The sequence below is a fragment of the Actinomyces sp. oral taxon 175 str. F0384 genome, from assembly GCF_000223355.1.
GTDB classification, from domain to species: Bacteria; Actinomycetota; Actinomycetes; order Actinomycetales; family Actinomycetaceae; genus Actinomyces; species Actinomyces oris.
The window spans coordinates 719248-742205 of record NZ_AFUR01000001.1 but is presented as its reverse complement, the minus strand read 5'-3'; the positions used below and the strand labels follow the sequence as shown (position 1 = coordinate 742205).

The following is a 22958-nucleotide window of genomic DNA, read 5'->3' as shown; positions in this document are numbered from 1 at the left end:
GGTGGTGAAGTGAGGTGTGGATGACGGGTGATTCATCGTCATGACTGTGAGTCCTGCGACTCGGCCTGACGGGGATCGACGGTCTCGAGGCCGTCGGAGAACCAGCTCAGGGGCAGGCGTGAGAAGTACAGGCCCTGACACTCGTTCTCCCAAAGAATCCCGATCCTGCCGTCGGGTAGGACGCACATGCACTGGTAGACGTAGTGCCCGGGGTTGAAGGTCCGCGAGTACTTCCAGCTGCGTCCGCCGTCGAGGCTGAGCCGAATGACTCCGCAGCCTCGAAACGGGAGCATGAGCGAGGCGTTGGCGAAGACGATGCGGTCCTCCCCCTCGGGCGAGGGCAGACTGATCGCATTGGGCTGGCACCAGATCTCGGGCAGCGCCTCATCGAAGCGGATCGGCCCCCAGGTCTGCCCCGCGTCGTGGGACTCGCTGACGGCGACCCGCCCACGGGGGTGCTGGTTGCGCATGAACAGCACGAGCACGCCGTCGTGCCGTTCGACCACGGCGGCCTCGTGCAGCGACCAGGTCTCGTCAACGAAGGTCTGCGGGTCGAGCTCCCCCTGGGGGGTCTGCCGCCCTTCATTGGGGCCGTGACCGAGCTGCCAGGTCTCGCCGTGGTCGTCGGAGTAGGCGACTGTGGCGCACATCGCCAGCCAGTTCTGGTCGTTGTTGAAGTAGAGGGGAACGATGAGGCGTCCGGCGTGAGGGGCGTTCCTCAGGGAGATGCCGTTACCCGGGCAGGTTCCCAGGAACCTCATCCACGGCTGCTTCAGTTCGGGGTTGAGGTCCCGCGGCCGGCTCCATGTGAGGCCGTCGTCGTCGGAGTAGGCGATCTGCAGGTAGCTGGTGGGGATGGCCAGGAGGGTCTCGGCCGGGTCCGCTCCGGGGGCCAGCTCGATGTTGCCTGCCGGGTTGCCGTCACGCAGCACGGTGCCGTCATCCAGCACTCGGAACTCGGTGGCCTGGCCCTCGATCGTTGTGACCGTGCCATCGGGCTCGACGACGTAGCGTCCGTCGTCGAGGTCTCTGAGCTGCCGCCTGCCGTGCTCGTCGAATCCGGTGGAGGCCCAGCAGTTGGGCTGTCCGATCCCTCCCGGGAAGTGGTCGATGAGGACGTAGACCCGTCCGGTACTCGGATCCTGAACCATGCAGGAGTCGATGACTGACGAGGCGTCCTCCCCAATTCCCGGGCAGTCGATGACGGTGCTCGCCGGTTCCCAGCTCCGTCCCGCATCCAGGGATCGGCGCACGACGAAGTTGATGTCGTTGGGAGAGTCGTTGGCATTGGAGACCCGCTGGTCGGCCCCGGCCAGGATGGTGCCGGAGGACAGCGTCAGCAGGGAGGGGATCCGGTAGGAGGCCGAGCCGCAGTAGCCGCGGTCGAACAGGGCGTCGGTCTCGATCGGCTCCACCTCGGACAAGCGCTTGATCTGCGCGTCGCTAAGCGCGTGATCGTAGAGCCCCGCTCGTTGGACCTCTCCGGACAGACGCACCCCCTCGCAGTCCTGGCCGACGACGATCTCGTCGAGCCCCTCGACCCCTGCGAGGAAGAACTCACCTGGAGCGTGCGTCTCACGGAAGCCGTCGACGTAGAGGTCGACCGCACCGTGCCCCACAGAGACCACGACCTCGTGCCAGCCGCCGTCGCTCCAGGCCCCTGTGGCCTTGACCTGTCTGCGCTCCCCCGTGGTGCTCACGGCCGTGTAGGCGATCCCCTCGGGCCCCACGGACACGGTGAGCTGCTCGCGCCCGTGTCCGCCGGCGGCGAGGAGGGCCCCTTGTTGCATCCGTCCCCGCACCCGGAAGCGCAGCCAGAAGGAGCCGTGCCGCACGTCGGCGAAGCGGGCGACGTCGTGAGGGCTCAGACGGTTGGCGGCGACCTCGACCAGGGGCTCGGCTCGCTTGGACAGGGCGAGGACCTCCCTGGATGTCAGGACCCGGGGGTGCACCGTGAAGGCTGTGACCTCAGGACTGTCCCCCTGCCCCACGACGGCCTGCGTCAGACCGGGAAGGTCCTTGAGGAAGGTCGTGGTGGTACCGCAGAAGACCTGGTAGCCGTCGAGGTAGAGGCGGGTACCGGCAGAGCTGACGGTGACGACGGCGCTGTGCCAGCGCCCGTCGTCGAGTGAGCGCACGTCCTCGGCCTCCAGCTTGCTCCACCTGCCTGGAACCGTCACCTCGTACACGAGTGACGATCCCACGATGCGCAGCTCAAGACCGGCCCCGTCGCCGCCTCGCAGCGCGAAGAGATTACCGTCGGACCTCGACCGGAACTCACAGGAGATGCTTCCTGTCTCAGAGTCGAGGATTTCTTCATCAAGCCGCAATGCGGCACAGACTGACTCAGTCACTTGTCACCTGTTTCTTAAAATGGGCATAGAAGTACCCATCAGTCACTATGTGGATCACAATCCCTGGAATTCCGCACCCAACATCATGGGCCGGCCTCATCAAGAATGCGTCTGATCGCAGACGCGCCCGGCTTCAGCGACTCACGCGCGTCTCGACTTTCTCATCACCTCATGCTTCGCCGCGATGAGGCGGCACCGGAGGAGCGCTTACCGCGCCTCACTCGCCCCTGACGCGACCCTCTGGTTTCTCACCAGCTGGTCAGAGGCGAATCAAGGACGGGCCCCGACCCTCACGCACGACGGACTGGCGACGCGCCGTCGTGGTCACACGCCATGGCGCTGTGACATACATAGGAGACCCTCCTTTACATTCAACACCTTTGTTGGCGGCTGTGTGTGCCGCTATCAGCTCCTCTCTGAACTGATAAAAGTAATCTACACGACATGTGACCCAGAAGTCAATGCTCACACGCTCAGATTTCATACGAGATCGGAAGAGAAATCTCTCGCAATCACCACACCAGCACCCGGCCTCTAACAGCATCGACATAGATAACAATCCCCCTCTTGAACGGAACCGATAGACAGGTGAGGGGCGGACCCAGTGGGTACGCCCCTCACCTGGAGGTGCTAACGCCGCCGGCCGCGACCGGGCGCCGTCTACTCAGACATCGAGCAGTGAGGGCACTGCCGACAGCAGAGTGCGCGTGTACTCCTCCTGAGGGTTGTTGAAGATCTCCTCAGTGGTGTTGAGCTCGAGGATCTTGCCGAAGTACATGACGGCGATCCGGTCCGAGACGTAGCGCACCGTGTTGATGTCGTGACTGATGAACACCAGCCCCAGTCCCAAGGAGGCCTTGAGGTCCTGGAGGAGGTTGAGCACCTGGGCGCGCACCGAGACGTCCAGTGCGGAGGTGGGCTCGTCGGCCACGATGATGTCGGGGTCCAGGGCGAGCGCTCGGGCGATGGCGACGCGCTGGCGCTGACCACCGGAGATCTGCCGAGGCAGCACGTTGAGTGCGCTGGGGGGCAGCCCGACCAGGTGGAGCAGGTCGCGCACCTTGGCCTCACGCTCCTTGGGCGACCCGATTCCGTGCACGTTGAGCGGGTCGATGAGCGCGTCGTGCACGATCATGCGCGGGTTGAGGGCCGTGGCCGGGTCCTGGAAGACCACCGAGATACTGCGCCCCAGATCGCGACGGTCCGAGGCCGAGCGCCCCAAGGGACGACCCTTGAAGATGACCTCACCGGAGGTGACCGGCTGCAGCCCCACCATGACTCGGGCCGTGGTGGACTTGCCGCAACCCGACTCCCCCACGAGTCCCAGAGTCTCTCCGCGCTTGACGCTCAGCGAGACGTCGTTGACCGCGTGAACCGTGTCCGGGTGGAACAGGCCACCGGTGCGAGACTTGTGGATGACATTGACATTCCTGAGCTCGACGACCGGCTGGTCCTCGCTCCATGAGGACGATGCAGACGTGTTGGGCGACATCAGTGCTTCTCCTTAGCGAGCAGAGCCTCGAGCTCGGGGGTGATGGCGTAGCTGTGCTCCGTCGTGCCCGGCACGGGCTTGAGCACCGGACGGGTCTCAAGTCCGACCGTCGGGTGGGACGATCGCGGAGCGAACCGGTCGCCCTTGACGAACTCGCTGGGTGAGGGGACGACCCCTCGCACCTGGTGGAGTCGCTTGGAGCCGGACTCGATGGAGAGCACCGCGCCGAGAAGGCCCCGGGTGTACTCGTGAACCGGGTTGGCCAGCAGCTCGCTGGTGGGCGCCTGCTCAACCACCTGGCCCGCGTACATCACGGTGATCCGGTGGGCCAGCTTGGCCACGAGGGCCAGGTCGTGCGAGACGAAGACCATCGCGAAGCCGAGCTTCTCGCGCAGCTCGTTGAGCAGGTCGATGACCTGCTTCTGAACGGTCACGTCCAGCGCGGTCGTCGGCTCGTCGGCCAGGACCAGGGAGGGGTCTCGGGTCAGCGCCATGGCGATGAGGACGCGCTGACGCTGACCGCCGGAGAGCTCGTGCGGGTAGCTGCGCAGCGTACGCTTGGGGTCGAGCCCCACCAGCTCGAGCAGCTCGGCGGCACTACGGGTGCCTCCGCGCGCGCTCAGCTGGGCCATCTGGGTGCGGATGAGCATGGAGGGGTTCAGTGAGGACAGAGCGTCCTGGTAGACCATGCTCATCTCGTGACCACGCAGCGCGTTGTGCTCAGCCGGCGTCATCTCAAGGATGTTGCGTCCCTTGAAGAGGATCTCGCCGGAGATCCGGGCCGAGGGAGGCAGCAGCCCCATGACGGCCATCGAGCTGATGGACTTGCCGCAGCCGGACTCGCCCACCAGGCCCATGGTCTCGCCGGGACGCACGGAGAAGGACACGCCATCGACGATGTTGACCTCACCGTGCTGCTCGGGGAAGGCGATCGTGAGGTTCTTGACCTCCAGAACCGGGTCCTCGCCGGTGTCCTCGTAAACCAGGCGGTCTCGCCGGGCGAGCTCGGCCACCCGTAGGGAGCTGAGCCGCTCGGACAGAGGAACATCCTCGGTTGCCGGGGCGGCGACGCCGGTCAGTGAGCTGAACCCATTCGTGGCGTCGTCCCCGTCGGCGACGGAGGCGTTGGCGACCACCGCCTCAGCGGCGTCGTCCCAGGCGTTCAGGGTCTCCTGGGCCTCCATGGCCTCCTCATCGGCCTGGACGTCGGGCTTGGCCTTGATGCGCGGGGAGGCCATCGCATCAGTGAGCCCCTCGGACAGGATGTTGAGGCACAGGGTGGTGATGAGGATGAGCAGGCCGGGGAAGAAGGTCGGCCACCAGTGGCCCGACAGGAGCAGTTTCTTGCCCTCGGCGAGCATGTTGCCCCAGGTCGGGGTGTTGACGGACTTGATGCCCGCACCGATGAAGGACAGCGAGGCCTCGAAGACGATCGCGTCGGCCACCAGGACGGTCGCGAAGACCATGATGGGGGCGATGCAGTTGCGGGCCACGTGCTTGAGGAGGATCCACGGCACCGGGGCGCCCATCACCTTGGAGGCGGCCACATAGTCCTCGCCGAACTGGGAGATGATGTTGGCGCGCACCACGCGGGTGAGCTGGGGGATGTAGAGGATGCCGATGGAGACGATGATGACCGGCAGCATCGGCAGGCGGGTCGACATCGCCGAGACGAGGACGGCCGCCAGAGCGATGCCGGGGAAGGACATGACGACGTCGAGCACGCGCATGAGGGTCTCAGCGATCCACTTGCGCGACGTGGCGGCGACGGCACCGAGGACCGAGGCCACCAGGAGGGCCAGGCCCGTGGCCGTCAGGCCGACGACCAGCGAGACCCTGGAGCCGTAGACGGCGCGGGAGAAGATATCGCGGCCAGTGTCGTCGGTGCCGAACAGGTGCGACATCGAGGGGGCCACGGAGAGGTCGCTGGTGGTCAGATTGCCGGCGCCCTCGATATTGGCGGTCGACTTGGCCACCGCGAGCCCGGTCTCGTTAGGAGAGTAGGGGGCGACGACGGGGGCCAGGATGGCGATGAGAGCGATGAGGCCGAGCACGACGACAGCGATCTTGGAACCCAGGGGAAGCGCCTTCCAGCCCTGAAAGCGGGTCCCGGGCTTGGAGGCCTTGTCCAGTGTGGAGCGGTGCAGCATCAGATGCTCCTGATTCGTGGGTTGACGAGGACGTAGAGCATGTCAACAACAATGTTGATGATGATGAAGGCCAGTGCCACCGTGATGGAGACTCCCTGAACGACGTTCACGTCATTACTGGTGATGCCCTCGTAGATGAGCTTGCCCATCCCCTGGATGTTGAAGATCATCTCGATGACGACGGCGCCACCCATGGCGTAGCCGAAGCGCAGGCCCAGCACGGTCAGTGGCGTGATGAGCGCGTTGCGCAGCACGTTGCGAGCCACGACGACGTTCCTGGGGACACCGCCGCCGATGGCGGTGCGCACGTAGTCACGGTCGAGCTCCTCGACCATGGCGGTACGCACCACACGAGTCAACGATCCGGCATTGGGCACCGCGATGGCCAGGGCCGGCAGGAAGATCTGATTGACATAGGCAGCAGGATCCTCATCAAGAGGCACCCATTCGGCAACCAGCGCAGGGAAGGTCCCCGTGCCGCCCGGGACCGTGGAGAACCACTGAATGAGCAACAGGGCGAGCCAGAAGGACGGGGTGGCCAGGCACGCGATGGAGATGACGCGGATGACCTGGTCCTGCCACTTGTCGCGATAGAGGGCCGCAGTGATGCCCAGGACCGTGGCCACGATGACGGCGGCGAAGATTCCGATGAAGGTCAGCTGGAGCGTGATGGGGAAGGCCTCGGCAACCCGCTGGGAAGTATCGACTCCGGTGAAGGAGGTGCCGAGGTCTCCGTGGACCAGGCCCACGAGGTAGTCCCAGTACCGCTGAAGGAGGGGATCGTTGAGGTGGTGGGCGACTCGGTACTGCTCGAGGGCGTCTGGCGTGGCCGACTCACCCAGCGCGAGGCGCGCCGGGTCTGCCGAGGAGAACGACATGACGACGAAGACGAGCAGCGTCACGCCCAGCACCATGACCGGAAGCGCGACCAGGCGCCGTCCGATCAGGCGGATGAGGTTGGACACTGAAATGCTCCTTTGCGTTAGCGTCCTGCCGCCTTAAGCGGGCGGCTGGGTGACGTGGCGGTCGCAAGGTCGACCACCACCCCAATTGTCTGATGTCTGACGTCAGATCGCAAGTCCGTTACTTTCACCTCGGACACACTGACGCCGCGAGCGCAACGCGGGCGGCGCGGCACCTTCCAGTGGTAGCCACACCGCCCGTGCGCGATTCTCAGGACTTGGTCGACCCCGTCCCCACGAAGGACAGGGCAGTCAGCTTGATCGGCTGGAAGTCCTTGAGGGTCGAGGAGTTGTAGGCAATCGGGCTCTTGCGGTGGAAGATCGGATAGAGGGGAACCTCCTCCGAGATCTTGTCCAAGGCCTCCTGCCACTTGGCGATCTGCTTGTCACCCTCGAGCTTGGCCCCCTCCTCGAGCAGCGCATAGATCGCTTTCTGCCCCTCCGAGCCCTTCCAGTGCATGCGCTTCTCAGTCCATACAGGCTGCTCATACCACCAGCGCATGAGCAGGTCCGCATCATCACCGAAGACCGAGGGATCCCCGGGCGCGATGACGACGTCCCACGCCTTCGCCCCATCCTCGGAGTCAATGAAGCTGTACAGATCAAGCGACTTCTTCTCGTCATAGGTGACCGTCACCCCGAGGGCCTCGAGGTTCTCCCGAATGACGGGACGCACCCCGGAGAACCAGCCGTGGTCCGAGCACAGCATCCTGATGCTGGTGATCCCCGCCTCAGCCAGGAGTGCCTTGGCCTTGTCGAGATCCTTGGAGTAGACCGTCTTGGCCTTCTTGTACGCGGGGTGCCCCTCCTGGAGGAAGCAGGTCGCCGGCGTCGCCAGCCCGGCCATGACGTCCTTGCAGATCTTGTCGTAGTCCAGGGCGTAGAGCACCGCCTGACGGGCCTTGACGTCGGAGAACGTCGAGGTGTTGAACATGGCGAAGAGCAGGCCGAATCCCTGCAGCGCCGACACCTTGACCGGCTCCGTGAAGGTCGGCAGGTTGGCCGCAGGCACTGCGTCGATGGCCTGTACCGTCCCCGAGGTCATCGCGTTGGTGCGGGTGGTGTCATCAGGCATGATGTTCCACTTCATGGTCTTGACCAGCGCCGGGTACGGACCGTTGTAGTGGTCATTGCGCTCGAACACGATGACCTGCTTCGCCGCACCGTTGTCCGTCATCTTGTAGGGTCCAGTGCCGACGACCTTGTAGGTGAAGTTCTTGGGGTCGGCCTCGACAACCGCCTTGGGGACGATCTTGACGACGCTGAGACGCTCAGGCAGGAGCACGAAGGCGTGCTTGAGCTTGAAGGTGATGGTGCTGGCATCCTTGGCCTCCACCTTGTCGACGAAGGACAGGAACTGGGCGTACAACGACTTGTTGGCCGGGTCGATCACGCGCTGGAAGGAGTAGAGGACATCCTCGGTGGTCACGGGCGAGCCGTTGGAGAACTTCGCATCCTTGCGCAGCGTCACCTCGTAGGTGGTGTCGTCGACCTTCTTGGGCATCTCCGCCGCCAGAGCCGCGTACACCTTACGGGTCGCCGGGTGGATCTCGGTGAGCCCCTCCATGGTGTGCCAGTTGGCCGCAATCGTGAGAGCGGCGGTGGTCGACGCGGGGTCGTAGCCGTTGGTGCCCAACTCATAGGAGATGCCCGCCGTGATGACACCATCCTTCTTCGCCGCCTTCCCTCCCTTGCCGCACGCCGCCACACTGGCCGCAAGGCCGGCAGCCATACCCAGGGTGCCAGTCAGCCTGATGAAGTTGCGGCGGCTGGTACCCGCCGGAGTCGTGATCGCCATTGATTCTCTCCTGATGTCTGACGTCTTATGTCTGACGTTGGTAGGATGACTGTAGCAGAAGTCAGGGCGTCCAGACCACTCACGACCTCGCAGGCAAGGCGTTCGCGAACTGCCGCCCCACCGCTGGGGCGAGTCGTTCGACGAGCGGAATCACATCGTAGTGACCAACAATGATTGACAGAGCAAGAACCGTGGCCGACACCAAGAAGAGCAGCACCATGAACAGAGCCTCCACGCCGCAAGCAACCACCACCACAGGAAAAGAGATGAACCTCACGTCCGCAGTCGATGAGCCGATCATCCCTCATGGCCCCTACTCCACACTGATGGCGTCGCCCACTACCCAGGCGGAAGCCACGATGGCGGAGATCAAGAACTACATCCTGCGCTCCGGTCTGCAGATGGGTGACGCGTTGCCCACGGAGTCCCAGCTGTGCACCGACCTAGGAGTATCCCGCTCCTCCGTGCGCGAAGCCGTCCGCACCCTCGTCGCCCTCGACATCGTCGAAGTACGCCACGGACACGGCATGTTCGTCGGCCAAGTCTCCATGCGCCCCATGGTCGAGTCCCTCATCTTCAAAGGCCTCCTCAACCCCGGAGACGACCACCGCGGACTACGCGACATCGTCGAAGTACGCATCACCCTCGACAACGCCCTGGCCGAACCCGTCACCCACGCCTGGCACAACCGCCACGACCCCGAGCTCAACACCCTCGTCGACAACATCGAGCACCTCGCCTCCCAAGGCAAGCTCTTCACCGACCAGGACCGCTGCTTCCACACCCGCCTGCTCCAACCCCTCGACAACCACCTCTACCTCCACCTCACCGAAGCCTTCTGGGCCATCCACACCCTCACCGTCCCCCTCCTGGACGCCCCCAAGCTCGAAGACCTCACCAGCACCGCCAAAGCCCACCGAGCCATGCTCCAAGCCGCCCACGCCGGAGACACCCCCGCCTACCGCAAAGCCATCACCGACCACTACGCCCCACTCCTCGCCGTCCTCACCTAAGACAACCCAGCGGAGAACTCCTCCGTCAGGGCCGGATAGGTGCCGGCCTGCGCCACGGCCACGACATTGAGGCGCGGGTCCTCCGGACGAAGCAGCCTGTCCATCCACAGATCGCGTGCCGCCGTCAGCCCCTGCGCGAGCCAACGCGCGTTGACGAACTCCATGGCGTGAGTGCCCCCGGGATAGACGTGCAGCTCGGCATCTCCGCCATCGCGCCACACCCTGGAGGCGAAGGCGACGTCCTCGTCCCGGAAGACCTCTGCGGAGGCCACCGAGATGAACAGCGGCGGCAGCCCGCCCAGCCAGGGGGCACGGGCGGGGGCCTCATAGGGGGTGACCGATTCCGTGCCTCGCCGCTCCCCCAGCGCCGCGTCCCAGGCGACGTTGTTGTACGCCGTCGGCCAGGTGCCGTCGTCCGGGTACTGACGCGCCGAGACCGATCCCTGCCAGTGCGGCATGCCGGTGCGGTCATCCAGCATGGGGTAGTCCAGCAGCCCGCCAAGAACGGCCGGCCCTCGCCTGTCTCGCGCCATGAGCAGCGTGCCGGCGCTCAGCCCGCCCCCGGCACTCGGCCCGACGACGATGACGCGCTCCGGATCAGCACCGAGCTCCCCGGCGTGCTCGACCGCCCAGCACAGCGTGGTGTAGCAGTCCTCGACGCCGGCCGGTGCCGGCTCCTCGGGAGCCAGACGGTACTCGGGGCTGACGATGACGCCCCCGTACCGCCGCAGCCACGGGACAACGGTCGACAGACCATTGAAACGGCACCCCATCACCAGCCCTCCCCCGTGCAGGGAGAGGAACAGGGGGCCGGGGCGGCCCACGCAGGCGCCCTGGGCGCTTCGTGCAACCGCAGCGAGAAGCGTCGTCCCGTCCTGCCGAAGGACGTCAACGTCCTCCAGGTCGATGTCGGGGTGCCTGAGCTGGAAACCTGCCCGGACCTCGTCAGCCGGTGCACGCCAGCTCGGAATGGCCTGCACCGTCATGGTCCCGAAGACGCCGAGCGGCTCGATACGCTCGAGCAGGGCGGCGGTGGCACTGTCGTAGGCAGGACGAGCGGGGAGTTCCTCATGCGTGCGAGACATGCCGCAACTGTTGCACTGTGAGCGCTATAGCAGCAAGCCGCTCACAATCGGTCACTGACCTGCGGTACCAAGCCCCACTTCCGACAGCCGCCCGACGATGGACTCCCTCGAAGGCTTCCTCCCTCAGCACTGCAGCTGCTCGAAGCCTTGAGAACGCACGGGTGAGTGCGGTTCGACATTCACCAGCGTAAATGAACCAAAAGTCGGACAATGGGGCCATGCAGATCTCCCGCGGTGTCATGTCCGGCCTCACCACCACCCCGATGACTCAGTCATCCACGGCGATGGCCGAGATCAAGAACTACATCCTCACCAAGGGTCTGCATCCTGGTGACGCGTTGCCCACGGAGTCCCAGCTGTGCACCGACCTAGGAGTATCCCGCTCCTCCGTGCGCGAAGCCGTCCGCACCCTCGTCGCCCTCGACATCGTCGAAGTACGCCACGGACACGGCATGTTCGTCGGCCAAGTCTCCATGCGCCCCATGGTCGAGTCCCTCATCTTCAAAGGCCTCCTCAACCCCGGAGACGACCACCGCGGACTACGCGACATCGTCGAAGTACGCATCACCCTCGACAACGCCCTAGCCGAACCCGTCACCCACGCCTGGCACAACCGCCACGACCCCGAGCTCAACACCCTCGTCGACAACATCGAGCACCTCGCCTCCCAAGGCAAGCTCTTCACCGACCAGGACCGCTGCTTCCACACCCGCCTGCTCCAACCCCTCGACAACCACCTCTACCTCCACCTCACCGAAGCCTTCTGGGCCATCCACACCCTCACCGTCCCCCTCCTGGACGCCCCCAAGCTCGAAGACCTCACCAGCACCGCCAAAGCCCACCGAGCCATGCTCCAAGCCGCCCACGCCGGAGACACCCCCGCCTACCGCAAAGCCATCACCGACCACTACGCCCCACTCCTCGCCGTCCTCACCTAAAACAACCCAGCGGAGGACCCGACGCCTGGAGCGCTGCCACAGCAGGACAAAACGAGGCCCCGCCACCCTCAATGTGGGTCGCTACCCAACTGCAGCGGTTCGTGCTATGCTGGATACAGCTCATCAACCATGCGTTGAAGGAGTATCTGGAGCCGTTCACTGGGTGGGCGGCTCTTGTTTTGCCCAGTAGCCGTCATGCTCTCGCTTGAGCTTTCGCCGGCGATGCGCTTGTTCAGCGTAGTAGGCAGTAACCAGTAATGCGTAGCCCTTACGTTGCTCGACGACCACGACATAGTCGAAGTTTGGACGAGTGATGACATATCGTGGCTTCGACGCGCGTTTCGTATCAATCCACCAGCGAATATCGAATTCGCGAGGGAACTCCGCGTTGAAGATCTCGATGATAATTCGAATCCAACGCAAACGTATGCACCGTTGAGGCTCCAGTTGTCGACAAGACTCATCGCCAGATCCACCTGAGATGATATGCCAAAAGATCGCATGACGGCCATCAATTTCTGGATTCCTGCGGAGGCTTACCGTCAAACCGTCTCGCTTCCAATAGAGAGGGCGAGATACGAGGTCCGCGAGAAAGATTTTATACAGGGCATGGACGTATTCGTCACGCGTCGTGATACCTGAGTCGAACCTCGGACCAAGAGGAAACAGTTTGTTCACTGTGATCACTGGGCCCGCCATCGAAAGATGTTCATCTTTGTCTCGGATAGCAACGTTGTATGAGTCAGACTCACGCCAGACCGGCCCCGAATTCGCTCGATCAACCGCAGCTTTGCCACACTCGAACTGTCACCACGGTTGGCATAGTTGACTGCACCAATGAGTAGATCCGCAAGCTGGAGGGGTCCGACTTGATTTGACTCAACGATTTGAAGACGTCGAATCTTGCTGCGTCCGAAATCGTATTCCGCATTGGCGATCACGTTACGGAGTCGCTCGATCTTCTCTTGCCCGTTAGTATCTTTCTTATCGAGATAGATGAAAGCCTCGTCTTGAGCTGGGAGTACGTTCCTGACGAGATAGAACATCATTTTATAGTACCAGTCATCGTGCGTCTGTGCGAAGCGCTCATGATCGAGTCCCGCCTTGGGGGCTACGACGGCACGAAAACTAAGATCATCATCATCAAAGAAGTAGTCGATAACATCGAGGTAGAAATCGATTTTCGACGGGGAAACCTTTGTCCATTTGATCTCGACATCCGGACGAATTTTATGCTTTGCGCGAATCTCCCTTAGTCGAACGGCAATCTCTCGGGCACGGTTTGCGGGGCACACGATAGCCCCAAGAACCATGTAAGGTCGACCGTCATTGGGCAGATGTGTACTCTCATCACAGTAGATATTCAATGAGGACACCGCTTCGCCTCCTTCAAGCGGAAAGATGCACAAGGACGCGACACCGGAAGCGACGGGACTTGGCTGGAAGACACCTGAGGTGGCTCAGAGTCTAACGAGGCTGCGCCCCTGGTTGCGAGCGGGCGCGCCGCGCACCTTCGGGACGCTAAGACCAGCAGCCCTGGACACCCACCGAAGCGGGCAGCGGAACCGGTCATGTTGCCCCCGATGCTACCCCACCTGCCCCATATCGACTAACCTGTTTCAGCGTTAATGTCCGTTTTAGGCGATTGGATCAGACATCATCGTGGTCTTCTGGGTTGGTTTGATTGTGTCGTTGTCGTCGGTTGTAAGCAAGTCGTTGCCGGCGGCTCGCTCCAGGCCGTCCTGGCGGGCTTTGCGGATGGCTGTTCCGCGTCCCTCGTGCTCGTTGAGAGGAGTGACGTAGCCGATACCTGAGTGCAGTCACCGGCTGTTGTACTCGGTCCACACCAAGTCGAGCTCGGCTCTGAGCACGGCGGGGTCGGTGATGGCCAGCAGATGAGGCCACTCGGCCTTGAGCATTCCGTTGAGTGACTCGAGCCAGGCCTGATCAGTGGGTGTTGCCGGGCGGCAGAAGTGTCAAAAATCGGCCAGAACTAGCCAGCAATCCGTCATCTCTGACGCGCGTCATAACGCTCTCACTAGGGCTTTTGCGTCGAAAACGTGAAGTCTCACGCACGGGGGGCCAAAATGGCACACGCGCAAAACAAAGCGCCTGCTGGCACGTGAGCGCATCAGCGCCAGCAGGCACATGGTGGAGATGGGGGGAATCGAACCCCCGTCCGACGGCCGCACAACAGGACTTCTCCGGGTGCAGCTCGCTAGCGTTTTTCTCAGCCCCGGCGTCTCACGCGAGCAAGGACGCCGACGGGCTCAGTCGATGAAAAGTCCCAAGAGCCCTACCGACACGGGCTCTCAGCAGTGGCTTCCTAGATGACGCCAGGAACCGGGGCGGAAGCGCTCCCCGGGCTGACGGACTTCGAGGCTCGCTCAGGCGGCGAGGGCGAAGTCGGTGCGAGTGTTATCGGCACCTATTGGTTCGCGCAGAGCGTTGACGAGATGACTGCGCATCCTCGACCCGCTTCTCCTGAACCTACGACCGTCGTCGAAACCGATCATCCCCTATGAAGGTGTCACCGGGCTCCTGCAGGAGACCCGGAACGCGCTCTCAGCAGAGCCAGGCCATTCTAGCAGAACCAGGAGACGAGAGCACTGAGGGCTACTGCTCCATACCTCACGCGGCCGGTCAGCAGGTAGAAACGCTCGGGGAGCCCTGCTCCCTCCTGCCTCAGCCCCGACGCCGGTTGGCGGCTGCCATGGCCCGGGCCGCCTCCCGCTTGTCCTGCGCCTCACGCAGCGCCTGGCGCTTGTCCCAGTCCTGCTTCCCTCGAGCCAGGGCGATCTCCAGCTTGGCGCGTCCCCCGATGAAGTACAGCTCCAGCGGGACCACCGTGTAGCCCTTGGCCTGGACCCTGGTCTCGAGGCGTTCCAGCTCGCTGCGGTGCAGGAGCAGCTTGCGCTTGCGACGCGGGGAGTGGTTGTTCCACGTCCCCTGCAGGTACTCGGGGATATGCGCCCCCTGGAGCCAGGCCTCGCCATGGCGGTCGATCTCGATCCAGGCCTCGGTCAGCGAGGCCCGCCCCATGCGCAGCGCCTTGACCTCGGTGCCGGTGAGGACCAGCCCCGCCTCGTAGCGGTCCTCGATGAAGTAGTCATGAGTCGCCTTGCGGTTGCGGGCCACCGTCTTGTGGGCGTCGGAGGCGGCCTTCGCCTTCTGCCCTGCCGTTGGCTTGGGCGCCCGAGCGGACTTGGAGGCAGGGGTCATCGGCCTGTCCTTTCACGAGTACGGGATGGCTGGCACTCCCCGTCAGGACGACCCGGAGTTCCCTCCGAGCGGGCCGAGCCCGACCGGGGCATCGTGGCGCGACACGACGACGCGCAGGGACAGGAGTCTACGGGCCCCGTCAAGAACGACCCGACTAGAAGCCGGGCAGGGACATCGGGTCGATGTACGCCCCGTCCTGGGCCACCTGGAAGTGGACGTGCGCCCCGGTGGCGTAACCGGTTGAGCCGGTCGCACCGACGACGTCACCGCGCTTGACCTGCTGGCCGTCGGCGATGCTGCGCGAGGAGAGGTGGCACAGGGTGATGACGTAGGAGTGCCCGTCGATGATGCCGCCGTTGATGTCAATGCCGATGCCGCAGGACTCGGAGTCCCAGTAGGTGGCCACTCCGGAGACCGCCGCGTACTGGGGCGTTCCCTCACTCGCGGCGAAGTCGACCCCCTGGTGTCCTGTGGCAACACCGGTGACCGGGTGGACGCGGTACCCGAAGGGTGAGGTCACCTCGAGCGGGCCGGTGATCGGGTGTCCGATGTACCCGCTTCCCAGGGAGTCGGCGCCGATCGAGCTGGCGGGGACCGAGGGCATCGTTCCGGCGCTGGCCGCGGCACGGTTGGCGGCGTCGATCTGGGCGACTCGTGCGGCCGCTGCCGCGGCATCGGCGTTGGCCTGGTTGAGCTGGGACTGCAGATCGCTCTTACGGCTCTCCAGCGCCTCGGCGGCCGACTTCTTCTGGGCAGCCAGCTTGGCGACCTCGTCCCGCTTGGTCTTGGCCGCGTCCCGGGCGGCCTTGGCGTTCGCCTCGGCGGTGTCAGCCTCGGTCTTGAGCGTGCTGACTCGCGTGGTGGCAGCATTCTGCCTGGCCTCACGGTTGGCGTTCTGAGCACGCTCGACCTCGGCGGCGGACAGTACCGCCTCCTGGACTCCCGAGCCGATCTCAACCGCTGAGGCGCGCTGGCTGAGCTCCTCGACGTCCTGAGAGGCGAGGACATAGCTCCAGGAGGTCACCGAGTTGTCCCCCTGATAGGTGGACACCACGATCTCCGCCACCGAGTCGGAGGTCTCCTCGGCCGTCTTCTTGGACGCCTCGGACTCCTTCTTGACCGTCTCCAGGCTGTTCTGCGCCGTGGTCAGGCGGTCACTGGCGATCTGCTGCTCTCTCTCCTTGGCGGCCAGATTCGTCTCAGCGGTGGTCAGCTGAGTCTCCGCGGTACTCAAGGAGGCCTGGGCATTCTGAAGCGAGATGTATGCCTGTCCCAGATCGGCGCTGACCCCCTCCAGCGAGGACATCACCTGCTGCTGCTTGCGCTGCGCCTCATTCTGCTTGGCAACGGCGTCGTCTCGCTCATCGGCCAGGGAGATGTCCCCGGAGTAGAAGAAGACGAGGCTGGCGGCCGCCAGGGCGCAGACTGCGGCACGCCGGCGTGAACGGCGCAGGAACAGACGAGACAGCATGTGAGATCAGATCCTCGTGTACTTGGACAGCGATAGGGCGGAGGAGACCGCGGCCAGGGCGATGGCGGCCAGGATCAGCCAGGGCGACAGGAAGAGGACATCCCTGGTGCTGATGAAGGCGCTCGTGAAGGAGATGGATGAGGCGAGCCACCCCTCCACGACGTAGCGGACTCCCAGCCACAACGTGGCCACGGCAAGAATCGCCCCGGTCAGTGCGGCGATGACCCCTTCGAGGATGAAGGGCAGCTGGATGAAGAGGTTCGAGGCCCCCACCAGACGCATGATCCCGGTCTGTCGGGAGCGGGACATGGCCGACAGCCTGATGGTCGTCGAGATGAGCAGCACCGCGGCCACCGCCATGATGGTCGCCAGCCCTCCCGTGATCCAGGAGGCCCGGTTCATCACGAGGAAGAGCGGCTCGAGGGTGGAGCGCTGGTCGACCACCCGCTCCACGCCGCTGTGCCCCTCGAACTGCTCGGCCACCAGCTTGTAGTTCTCGGCGTCCTTGAGCTTGATGCGGAAGGACACGGGCATCATGTCCTCCGTCGCGTTCCTCCCGACGGCGGACTTGGCGTAGGCCTTCATGAAGTTCTGATAGGCCTGGGCCTTGGTCTCCATCTGGTAGGACTTGACGTAGCCGGAGGGGGCGCCGCTGGTGATGAGGTTCTCGACCTCGCTGATCTGAGCGGCGGTGGCCTCGCCGTTGGCGCAGTTGGAGGAGGCCGAGGACTTGGGGCACATGTAGACCGAGACCTCGACCTTGTCGTACCAGTCGCCCTTCATGGTCGAGATCTGGCTCTGCAGCAGCGACGAGGCCCCGACGAAGAGCAGCGACACGAAGGCAACGAGAATCACGGACACCGTCATCGCCAGGTTGCGGTACATGCCCTTGGCGGTCTCCGACAGGACGAAACGCAGTCTCACAGTTCTTCTCCTTCAGCGGTCCGAGCCGTAGACGCCGCGGTCCTGGTCGCGCACGACCTCGCCGCCCTTGAGCTCGATGACGCGTTTACGCATCTGGTCGACGATCTCGTCGTCGTGAGTCGCCATGACGACCGTGGTCCCCTGCCGGTTGATGCGGTCGAGCAGACGCATGATCCCGACCGACGTCGAGGGGTCCAGGTTCCCGGTGGGCTCATCGGCCAGGAGGAGCTTGGGCCGGTTGACCATGGCGCGGGCGATCGCCACGCGCTGCTGCTCACCCCCGGAGAGCTCGTGCGGCAGGCGCCTCTCCTTGCCGGCCAGCCCCACCAGGTCGAGGGCCTCGGGCACAGCGGAGAGGATGTAGTGGCGCGGCTTACCAATGACCTGGGAGGCCAGCGCCACGTTCTCCAGAACGGTCTTGTTCTCCAGGAGCCGGAAGTCCTGGAAGACGAAGCCGATCTCCTGCCGCAGCTGGGGCACCTTCCACGAGGAGATCTTCGACAGGTCACGTCCCAGGACGTGGATGCGTCCCTTGGTGGGGCGCTCCTCCCGGATGACCAGCCTCAGGAAGGTCGACTTTCCCGATCCCGAGGCGCCGACAAGGAACACGAACTCGTCACGATTGATCTTGATATCGACGTCGTCGAGCGCCGGACGCATCCCCCGGTCATAGACCTTCGAGACGTGGTTGAAGCGGATCATCTGCTCGTTGCTCCCCTGCTGCGCCCCGAGCACGGCACTCGGGTTCATGGCGTTGTGGCCACCGTATGCGCCGACACGCCATTTTTCCGCCGTGACACGCCCAGCGTCGATGTGGCTTGTGATGGCCGGGACGCGGCGTGATCCTCCTGTGATCCCAGACCCCGACAGCCCCAAGCTCCAACCACTGACCGGCAACGCGCCCTAGGCTTGGGAGCATGAGTGAGACCTCCCTATCGCCCGCGCTGACACGTGCCTTCGAGGATCGCGTCGACCTGGGTTCCTGGGCGGGCTTCACCTCGTCGCTGGCCCGGTTCCTCGACGAGGTGTGCAGGCCGCCCGCGCACCGGGGAGAATCCGCCGAGGCCGCCGTTGACCCCTCCGGCGGTACCCTGCTGCTGACTGCCCCGCTCCCCATGGTCAAGCCCGAGGAGCTGGTTCCCCAGGGGCGCTGGTCGCAGCTGCTGACGAGGCTGTCCCTCGTCACTCCCCCGGTCCCCTCCCCGGACCTGCCGGGCGTGGTCCTCGTCGGCCGCTCCGACGGCGTCGAGGTATCGCTTCCCGAGCTCGATGCGCAGGGACGGGTGCTACTGGGCCCCACCGAGCGCAGGATCCTGGGGGCGATCGGTTGGCAGGAGAGCCATCACGTCTTCGCCAGGCTGCTGTCCGACGCAGACGAGACCGCCGACCTGGTGACCCGCATCCTTATCGAGGTGCTCGAGGTCGCTCATCCCGCGGACCTGGACTACCTCCTGCGCGCACACTCCGACATCAGCTGACCCCGAGGGCCTGCTCGACGAGATCATCGGCGAGCTCATAGACGGGCCACGGCTCCCCGGTCTGGTCCTCAGTGCGCGCACAGGCCGGATCGATGACGAAGGACTCAGGCCTCTGCGCGTGCGTCGCGCTGGACTGACCAAGCCCGGTGGGCTCAGTGGACTCGGTGGACTCACTGAGCTCGGTGGACTCTGCGGACTCTCGGGGGTCTCCAGGCCCCGGGGCCGGTGAAGCCGAGGCGCCTGAGGCCACCGCCTCAACCTCCCAGTGATCCGACGGGACGCGCTCCTCGCCACCGGGCTCTAGCTCGGCATCACCGGTTCCCGCCCCGGAGGAGGCCGACGGCGCCGACTCCGCGGCTCTGACGCGCGCAAAGCGGGACTCCCCTCTGGTCAGGTCGTGACCGGCGGCCTGAAGCGTGATGACGTTGGTCTCGTGCTTCCTGCCGTTGCTCTCCCAGGACTCCTGGGAGAAGCGTCCGGTGAGCAGGACTGCGTCCCCTTTGCGCAGGGAGTGGCTCAGATTGGCGGCGAGCTGGCCCCACGCCTTGGCGGTGAACCAGATCGTCTCGGCATTGTTCCAGCCCTGCTCGGTGCGGTAGGTGGGGGTGACGGCGACACGGAAACGGCAGTAGGGACGGGCATTGTCCCCGACACGGGACAGGGCCGGATTGGTTCCGACGACGCCCTGGACGGTGAGGTCGAGCTGACGAGTCATGAGGGGCTCCTTGGTTGTGGGCGGGCGGCCCTCTGCCGCCCCTTCACCACAACGGTGCTCGGACCGTCCCTCAAGTGCCCAGCCGGCCGCGCGCTCAGTCCCCACCTCTGTCTCGCCGAAGGGCAGGCTCAGGGCTGTGGCCACACGGCTGCCTTGCACAGACGGGGTTAGAGCCCCAAAGCCGATTGCAGCACCCGGTGCTTGTCCAGAATCTTGGCGGCCGGCCGGCTCAGTCCTCGCTCAACCACGGACTCCAGGCGGTCACGCACCCGTTGTCCATAGCGCTGCGCCTCACGGCGCGCTCTGCTGCGCCGGCGCACCGTGGCGATCAGGAGCGCCAGGAGTCCGACGGCGACGAGGCAGACCGGGGCGATCTCGATGCTGCGGTGCAGGACCTCGAGCCCCTCTCGCACCACGGAGGCGGTCAGCCACGACACCCCGCCGAGCACCATGAGCAGGCCTCCCCACCACAGCAGGTCGATCAGCGGCTGGCGGTGCCCCGGCAGCGCCACTGAACCGACCGCCTCGGCGGTCTGCCCCGCTAAGGTCTCCGGGGAGGCGACGGAGGCCTCCAAACTCCGGGCCCACGTGGGCGGCAGCCCCTGCGAGGTGCGGTGGACCCAGGTGGAGTGGGCCGAGGACACCGCGGTGCGCGAGGGCGGTTCGGGACGGGCCAGGGCCCTGGGCAGCACCCTGGACAGCCCGGCCCTCACCGAGTCCTCCACCGCCTGGGCGCCGGAAGCCTGCAGCAGCACCTTGGTGGTCTCCTCAGTGAGCTCGGCATCGAGCTCCACCTTGTTGCGAGCCACCGTGGGACGCAGACGACGGGTGATCGCGTCGAGCTCGGCCGAGGCCGTGCGTGCCGCGTTGGACTCCCGGGCGACGCGCTGGCGCAGCATGCTGCGCACGACGTCGAGGTTGTCGCCGCGCACGGCCGAGACCGGGAGCACCTGAACCTGGCTGAGCCCGTCGTCCTTGAGAAGAGACCCGACGTCGTCGAGCAGACTCGCCAAGCCGCTCTCCGGGAGGGTGTCCACCTGGTTGACCAGGACGAGCATGTCCTCCTGGCGGGCGCCCAGTCCGCGCAGGTAGCCGTCGTGCAGGGCCGCGTCGGCGTACTTCTGAGGATCGACCACCCACACGAGGATGTCCGCCAGCGGAACGAGGCGATCCACCTGTAGGGAATGCTCCGTCGTCACCGAGTCGTAATCGGGGACGTCGAGCAGGACCAGACCGGCCATGGAGCCCTGGTCCTCGCCGTCGAGGATCGAGTCCCTCCGGATTCGCCGTTCCGAGGAGACCCCGAGGAAGTCCAGGAGCGGGCCGGCGTCGTCACCCCAGGAGCAGGCGGCGGCCCGCGACGTCGTGGGGCGACGCGCGCCGACATCCGCGAAGTTCAGCTGAGTCAAGGCGTTGAACAGCGACGACTTGCCCGAGCCGGTGCCCCCGAAGAGCGCGACGACGGTGTGATCCACTCCCAGCGCCAGACGCTGGGCCACGGCATCAAGTGCCTTGTGAGCAGGGATCGACAGGGAGGCCGGAACCTCCGTGGGGCACAGACGCAGCGCCTCCCGAACCGCGCTGAGACGGGCATCGAGGTGCTCGGCGTCGAGCACCTCGAACCCTCGGTGCGCCGAGGAGGTGGAGGGGACGGATTCGGAATGGCTCATGCTGTGGCTCCGGGACGGGTAAAGGGCTTGAGCTCGCCCGAGCGCAGACGCAGCGCAGCGGCGAACCCAGGGGCGGGGGCGAGCGAGGTGGCCGCCCCCTTGGGGACTGTGGCAGTCAGCGCCTCGGTGACCGCTTCCACCAGGAGAGCACTGGCCTGAGCGGTCTGCTCCTCCAGTCCCAGGCGTCTGGCGGCTGCAACAGCCCCGTCGACACCGGCCGCCGCGGAGATGAGGAGGTCGATGACACTACCGGGGCTCAGTCTACGGATGTCCTGCGGGTTCTCGATATTGGCCTCCAGGTAGCCGACCCAGGCCTCAATGGTCGCGGCTGCGTCATCACCCTGCCCCAGGAGCCTGCGGGCATGCTCCTCGGCCCCCGCTTCGGCCCAGGCCCTACGAGCCTCGGCACTCAAGGCGATCATGGCGGCCTGGAGCTGGTTGGCCAGGGCCTCGCGGGCATCGGTGGCCAGCTGGGAGAGCCCCTCGGCCCGGGCCTTGTCCGCCCGCCCCAGGAATCCTCTGCGCAGCCTGCCTCCCTGGGCCAGCGAGGCCAGAGGGCCTCCGGAGGAGGCCAGGGTGATCCACCGGGTGGCGGTGGCGCCCTGACCTGCTGAACCGGCCCTGATGTCAGCGCTCAACGCCTCAATGGCGGTCTCCCTCAGCTCCTGGCACGTCCTCTCCAGCTCCTGGGCCACCGCGTCCTGGGCGTCGACGTCGTCGGCCAGGCGCTCCAGGTCGGCGCGCAGAGTGCTCCACACCCCCCTGCCGGTACGCCGCACGAGACCGGCTGCACGGTGACGCCCGGCGAGGAGCTGCAGCCAGTCACGCAGCTCGCTGACGCCGTCATCCGACAGGAGCCCCTCGTGCGGCCCGGCATCCGGAACGACGAAGAAGGGCGCCTCCGACAGCCCCAGCCCCTGCAGGCGGGTAATGAGATCCCGACGCACCTCGGGCAGGATCTTCGCCGGTACCCGGTTGAGAACCACGCCGATGGGGGTCTCGCGGCGCGCGGCCTCCTCCAGCGTCGTCCACGGCGTCTGGTCGCCGTAACGCGCCGCGGTGGTGACGAAGAGCCACAGGTCGGCGGCCTCCAGCAGCCTGCCGGCCAGAGCCCGGTTGGCCTCGTGCACGGAGTCCAGGTCCGAGGCATCGATCAGGGCCAGGCCGGCCGGAATGGCAGCGGAGACCTCCTGGCGGCAGACCTGGGTCAGAGGGTGCTCGGACAGCGAGTCCATATCCTCAGGATTGGCCACCAGGACCGGGGTTCGAGTGGTGGGCCGGAGTACTCCGGCGACTGAGACCTCCTGGCCGAGCACGGAGTTGACGAGTGTGGACTTCCCGGCTCCCGTGGATCCCCCAACCACCACGATGGAGGGAACATCAGCATCCTGGAGGCGGGGAACGACCTGGTCACGGACCTGCCCGATGAGACCGTCGCGCAACGTGCGCGCAGCCTCGATGCCATCGGCACTCAGGGCCAGGTCGAGGCGCTCGAGGTCCCGGACCAGGTCGGACAGGACATCGAGGAGCTGAGCGCGACTCAGGGCGGAGACGGGGGCGTCGTCCTTGGAGTGGCGCGAGGGGACAGGAGCGGGCATGTGCCAACACTATGAGCACAGCGCAGCAGAGTCGACGATTGATCTCGACAGTTCACACCACATGTGTCGCAAGCTCAGTGAGAATCTC

Annotated in this window: 19 protein-coding genes and 1 other RNA gene; 3 read left to right on the top strand and 17 right to left on the bottom strand. The window is 65.3% G+C overall.

The features are described 5' to 3' along the window. Positions 1-38 precede the first annotated feature (38 nt). The 6 genes from HMPREF9058_RS03080 to HMPREF9058_RS13575 all read right to left on the bottom strand — a co-directional run bounded on the left by HMPREF9058_RS03080 (position 39) and on the right by HMPREF9058_RS13575 (position 9033). Positions 39-2354 carry a sialidase family protein gene (locus HMPREF9058_RS03080; protein WP_009406364.1) on the bottom strand — a complete coding sequence of 772 codons (2316 nt, stop codon included), beginning with the start codon at positions 2352-2354 and terminating at the stop codon, positions 39-41. Positions 2355-3018: 664 nt separating this feature from the next. Next, the gene (locus HMPREF9058_RS03075) at positions 3019-3846 is read right to left on the bottom strand and encodes an ATP-binding cassette domain-containing protein (protein ID WP_004565287.1); all 828 of its coding nucleotides are present in this window, start codon (positions 3844-3846) and stop codon (positions 3019-3021) included. Continuing rightward, on the bottom strand, positions 3846-5996 hold the full coding sequence (locus HMPREF9058_RS03070) for a dipeptide/oligopeptide/nickel ABC transporter permease/ATP-binding protein (RefSeq protein WP_009747641.1): 2151 nt from the start codon (positions 5994-5996) through the stop codon (positions 3846-3848). Before HMPREF9058_RS03070 ends, HMPREF9058_RS03075 begins: the two co-directional genes overlap by 1 nt. Next, on the bottom strand, positions 5996-6961 hold the full coding sequence (locus HMPREF9058_RS03065) for an ABC transporter permease (RefSeq protein WP_009406195.1): 966 nt from the start codon (positions 6959-6961) through the stop codon (positions 5996-5998). The genes HMPREF9058_RS03070 and HMPREF9058_RS03065 overlap by 1 nt, the downstream gene beginning before the upstream one ends. 208 nt (positions 6962-7169) lie before the next feature. Further along, the gene (locus tag HMPREF9058_RS03060; RefSeq protein WP_009747497.1) at positions 7170-8756 is read right to left on the bottom strand and encodes an ABC transporter substrate-binding protein; all 1587 of its coding nucleotides are present in this window, start codon (positions 8754-8756) and stop codon (positions 7170-7172) included. Between the two features lie 79 nt (positions 8757-8835). Beyond that, positions 8836-9033: a hypothetical protein gene (locus HMPREF9058_RS13575; RefSeq protein WP_175284664.1), complete on the bottom strand. Its 198-nt coding sequence runs from the start codon at positions 9031-9033 to the stop codon at positions 8836-8838. On the opposite strand from HMPREF9058_RS13575, the gene HMPREF9058_RS03055 reads away from it, so the two are divergent. Beyond that, the gene (locus HMPREF9058_RS03055) at positions 9023-9769 is read left to right on the top strand and encodes a FadR/GntR family transcriptional regulator (RefSeq protein WP_279015306.1); all 747 of its coding nucleotides are present in this window, start codon (positions 9023-9025) and stop codon (positions 9767-9769) included. The genes HMPREF9058_RS13575 and HMPREF9058_RS03055 overlap by 11 nt on opposite strands. Here HMPREF9058_RS03055 and HMPREF9058_RS03050 read toward each other — a convergent pair. Next, positions 9766-10854, bottom strand: coding sequence for an alpha/beta hydrolase (locus HMPREF9058_RS03050; protein ID WP_009747251.1), 1089 nt, complete (start codon positions 10852-10854; stop codon positions 9766-9768). The genes HMPREF9058_RS03055 and HMPREF9058_RS03050 overlap by 4 nt on opposite strands. 218 nt (positions 10855-11072) lie before the next feature. Here HMPREF9058_RS03050 and HMPREF9058_RS03045 point away from each other — a divergent pair, with 218 nt between their 5' ends. Continuing rightward, complete coding sequence (locus HMPREF9058_RS03045; protein ID WP_009406019.1) at positions 11073-11792, top strand: FadR/GntR family transcriptional regulator; 720 nt, start codon at positions 11073-11075, stop codon at positions 11790-11792. 156 nt (positions 11793-11948) lie between these two features. Here the strand turns inward: HMPREF9058_RS03045 and HMPREF9058_RS13315 are convergent, their stop codons facing one another. The 7 genes from HMPREF9058_RS13315 to ftsE form a co-directional block, all read right to left on the bottom strand. Further along, positions 11949-12479 (bottom strand): hypothetical protein, encoded by a 531-nt coding sequence (locus HMPREF9058_RS13315; protein WP_139018923.1) that lies wholly within the window; start codon positions 12477-12479, stop codon positions 11949-11951. Further along, positions 12476-13168, bottom strand: coding sequence for a DUF3800 domain-containing protein (locus tag HMPREF9058_RS12950; protein WP_009747533.1), 693 nt, complete (start codon positions 13166-13168; stop codon positions 12476-12478). Before HMPREF9058_RS12950 ends, HMPREF9058_RS13315 begins: the two co-directional genes overlap by 4 nt. 773 nt (positions 13169-13941) lie before the next feature. Beyond that, positions 13942-14312, bottom strand: a transfer-messenger RNA (tmRNA) gene (gene ssrA / locus HMPREF9058_RS12945). Between the two features lie 165 nt (positions 14313-14477). Further along, entirely contained in the window at positions 14478-15014 is a 537-nt protein-coding gene (gene smpB / locus HMPREF9058_RS03035; RefSeq protein ID WP_009747496.1) for an SsrA-binding protein SmpB, read from the bottom strand. 154 nt (positions 15015-15168) lie between these two features. After that, positions 15169-16485, bottom strand: a complete 1317-nt coding sequence (locus tag HMPREF9058_RS03030; protein ID WP_004565298.1) for a peptidoglycan DD-metalloendopeptidase family protein — start codon at positions 16483-16485, stop codon at positions 15169-15171. A 6-nt stretch (positions 16486-16491) separates the two neighbouring features. Then, the gene (gene ftsX, locus HMPREF9058_RS03025) at positions 16492-17409 is read right to left on the bottom strand and encodes a permease-like cell division protein FtsX (protein ID WP_004565299.1); all 918 of its coding nucleotides are present in this window, start codon (positions 17407-17409) and stop codon (positions 16492-16494) included. Positions 17410-17421: 12 nt separating this feature from the next. Continuing rightward, a complete protein-coding gene (ftsE, locus tag HMPREF9058_RS03020) occupies positions 17422-18111 on the bottom strand; it encodes a cell division ATP-binding protein FtsE (RefSeq protein WP_004565300.1) in 690 nt (229 codons plus the stop codon). Between the two features lie 215 nt (positions 18112-18326). On the opposite strand from ftsE, the gene HMPREF9058_RS03015 reads away from it, so the two are divergent. Beyond that, a complete protein-coding gene (locus HMPREF9058_RS03015; protein ID WP_009406333.1) occupies positions 18327-18887 on the top strand; it encodes a hypothetical protein in 561 nt (186 codons plus the stop codon). On the opposite strand, the gene HMPREF9058_RS03010 is transcribed toward HMPREF9058_RS03015, so the two are convergent. The 3 genes from HMPREF9058_RS03010 to HMPREF9058_RS03000 all read right to left on the bottom strand — a co-directional run bounded on the left by HMPREF9058_RS03010 (position 18880) and on the right by HMPREF9058_RS03000 (position 22870). Continuing rightward, entirely contained in the window at positions 18880-19602 is a 723-nt protein-coding gene (locus HMPREF9058_RS03010; RefSeq protein WP_009405475.1) for a single-stranded DNA-binding protein, read from the bottom strand. The genes HMPREF9058_RS03015 and HMPREF9058_RS03010 overlap by 8 nt on opposite strands. A gap of 167 nt (positions 19603-19769) precedes the next feature. Then, positions 19770-21272, bottom strand: coding sequence for a GTPase (locus HMPREF9058_RS03005; RefSeq protein WP_009405933.1), 1503 nt, complete (start codon positions 21270-21272; stop codon positions 19770-19772). Beyond that, on the bottom strand, positions 21269-22870 hold the full coding sequence (locus HMPREF9058_RS03000) for a GTPase domain-containing protein (protein WP_009747438.1): 1602 nt from the start codon (positions 22868-22870) through the stop codon (positions 21269-21271). Before HMPREF9058_RS03000 ends, HMPREF9058_RS03005 begins: the two co-directional genes overlap by 4 nt. Between the last annotated feature and the right edge of the window lie 88 nt (positions 22871-22958).